1 protein-coding gene is annotated in these 3,224 nt (G+C 77.3%); it reads right to left on the bottom strand.

Going from position 1 to position 3,224, the window contains the following annotated elements; genetic code table 11:
* Positions 1–3,224: SDR family NAD(P)-dependent oxidoreductase (locus ACFWN1_RS32510; RefSeq protein ID WP_384370112.1), on the bottom strand; the 3,224-nt coding region annotated here is incomplete at both ends.

The raw sequence follows: 3,224 nt of genomic DNA, 5'->3' as shown, positions 1-3,224 counted from the left end.
GCCGATCGCGTCCGAGCCCGACGCGACCAGCTCCCACAGCTCCTCCGGGGACTCCACCCCGCCGGGGTAGCGGCACGCCATGCCGACGATCACGATCGGATCGGCGTCGAGGGCGGCGGGCGGCGCCGGTACCGGCAGCGCCGCCCGGGGCCCGTCCCCGCCCCCCGGCAGCAGCGCCACCAGATGCGCGGCGAGTGCCTCCGGCGACGGATGGTCGAAGACGGCCGTGGCGGGGATCCGCAGCCCCGTCAGCGCACCGAGACGGTTGCGCAATTCCACCCCGGTCAGGGAGTCGAAGCCCAGGTCGCGGAAGGCGCGCCCGGCGTCGATCGACACGGAGGTGGCGTGCCCCAGCACCGTAGCGACCGTCGTGCGCACCAGCTCCGCCACCGCCCGGTCCCGCTCGGCGTCCGGCAGCGCACCGGTCCGCTCGGCCCAGCTCCCGTCCCCGCGCGCCGCGGTCGCGCCGGCTGCCCGCCGCAGCGCGGGCCGCGCCAGGTGCCGCAGCGGAGCCGGCAGCGGCGCGGAGGCCGCCCGCTCGCGCAGCGCGGCGACATCGAGGCGCACGGGCACGAGCGCGCCCGCCGCACCGGACGGCACCGCGTCCAGAAGCGCCAGTCCCTCGGCGCCGGACAGCGGGGCGAAGCCGGAGCGCGCCCAGCGCGCCCGCCCGTCCGCCCCGAGGCCGCCCGCCATGCCGTCCCCGGTGTCCCACAGGCCCCAGGCCAGCGCCGTCCCCGGCAGCCCGGCGGCCCGCCGGTGCTCGGCGAGGGCGTCCAGGACCGCGTTGGCGGCGGCGTAGTTGGCCTGCCCCGGCGTACCGGCGACCCCGGTCACCGACGAGAAGAGCACGAACGCCGCGAGATCCGCACCGGCCGTCAGCTCGTGCAGGTGGACGGCCGCGTCCGCCTTGGGCCGCAGAACCGCGTCCAGCCGCTCGCCTGTCAGCGATGCGACCGTCCCGTCGTCCAGCGCCCCCGCCAGGTGGAACACCGCCCCCAGCGGACGCCCCGCCGGCACGGCGTCCAGCACTCCGGCCAGCGCCTCCCGGTCGGCGGCGTCCACCGCCGCGAAGACGGCCTCCGCCCCGGCCGCCGCGAGCTCGGCGAGCAGTTCCCCGGCTCCGGGCGCCCCCGCGCCGGACCGGCTGAGCAGCAGCAGGTGTCGCACCCCGTGCCGCTCCACCAGATGCCGGACGAGCAGTCGCCCGAGCCCGCCCGTGGCCCCCGTGACGAGCACGGTCCGGTCCGCGAGCTCCAGCGGCGCGGCGGACGGCACGTCCGCGCGCACCAGCCTCGGAGCGCTCAAGGAGCCGTCTCGCAGGGCCAGTTGCGGATGGGCCGCCGAAGCGGCCGCGAGCAGGGGAAGCGCGCGCCGCAGTTCGCCCTCGTCCGCCGCGTCGACGTCCGCGACCGCGAGGCGGTCCGGATGCTCCGACTGCGCCGACCGTACGAGTCCCCAGACGGCGGCCGCCCACGGATCGGGCACCGTGTCGCCGTCCGTCGCGGCCTGCGCGCCCCGGGTCAGCAGCAGGAGCCGCGCCTCCCGGAACCGCTCGCCGGACACCCAGGCCCGCACCTCCTCCAGGGCGTGTGCGGCCGCCGCGCGCCCGCCCGGCACCCGCAGCGCGACGACCGGCGGCACCTCCGCCGCCACCTCCGCCACCTGGTCCACGAGCACGACCGCGTCCGTCGCGCCGGCCACCCGCTCCACCGGCGCCCACTCCAGCCGGTGCAGGTCACGCACCCGGCCGGCGGCGGCCCCCAGCCGGTCCGTGTCCACCGGCAACAGCGCCAGCGCCTCGGCCGACACCACCGGCCGGCCCTCCGGGTCCACGCCCGTGAGCCGCCCGTCCGCCGACCACCGCACCCGCAGCACCGAGGCACCGGTCGCGTGCAGTTCCACCCCCGACCAGGAGAACGGCAACGGCAGCGCGCCCCGCGACTCCGCCGCCTCCCGCACCACCCGTAGGTGCAGCGCCGCGTCCAGCAGCGCGGGATGGACGCCGAACCCGGACGCGTCCGTGGCCTCGGGGAGGTCCGCCTCCGCGCCCGTCGCCGTCCCCAGCTCCGCGTACAGCTCGTCGCCGAGCCGCCAGGCCGCGCGCACCGCGCGGAACGCCGGCCCGTAGCCGTACCCGAGCGCGTCGAGGTCCTCGTACAACGCCGCCGGGTCCACGGGCTCGGCCCCCGGCGGGGGCCAGGCGCCCGACGGGGCGGTCTCCTGGAGGAGCGCGGGGACGAGGAGCGCGGTGGCGTGCCGCGTCCACTCCTCGGCGTCCGGCGCCAGGCCGTGCACGGACAGGGCACGCGCCCCGGCCCCGTCCGGCGCCCCGACCGACACCTGGAGCCGTACGGACTCCGCCCCGTCCAGGACGAGCGGGGCCTCCAGCGTCAGCTCCTCGACGCGCGGGGTCCCGGTCCGCTCACCGGCGGCGAGCGCCAGGTCGAGGAAGGCCGTGCCGGGCAGGAGCACCCGGCCGGCGATCCGGTGGTCCTCCAGCCACGGGTGGGCCGCCGTCGACACCTCTCCGGGCAGCACGAGCCCGCCGTCCTCGGCGAGTTCGATGAGCGAGCCCAGGAACGGGTGCCCGGCGAGGGGCAGCCCGGTCAGCCCGAGCAGCCCCGCGCCCCCGGAGGAACCGGCCGACGAAGGCGCCAGCCAGTAGCGCTCGCGCTGGAAGGCGTACGTGGGCAGGGAACCCGGGTGCGCGGCGGAACCGGCCGGGTACAGGGCCGTCGGGTCGACGGCCCCCCCGCGCACGGACACCGCCGCGAGCGCCCCGAGCAGCGTCCGGAGCTCGGAACGGCCCCGGCGCAGAAGAGGGACGGCGCCCTCGGTGGTCGCGCTTAGCGCGGCGTCCGGTCCGAGTTCGATCGCGGTGAAGGGGCCGTGGGTGGTGAGGGTTTGGATGGCGTGGTGGTAGCGGACGGTGTCGCGGATGTGGCGGGTCCAGTAGTGGGGGGAGGTGAGTTGTTCGGGGGTGGCGGGTTGGCCGGTGAGGGTGGAGATGATCGGGATGCGGGGTGGGTGGAAGGTGATCTGTTCGGCGATGGTGTGGAATTGGTCGAGGATGGGGTTCATGTGGGGGGAGTGGAAGGCGTGGCTGACGGTGAGGCGTCGGGTGCGTCGGCCGAGGTCGGTGAAGTGGGTGGTGATGCGGTTGATGTCGTGTTCGTCGCCGGAGACGACCACCGAGTCCGGCCCGTTGACGGCTGCTATGG

Source organism: Streptomyces sp. NPDC058459 (assembly GCF_042721685.1).
Lineage (GTDB): Bacteria > Actinomycetota > Actinomycetes > Streptomycetales > Streptomycetaceae > Streptomyces.
This window is presented reverse-complemented; position numbering and strand designations above follow the sequence as displayed.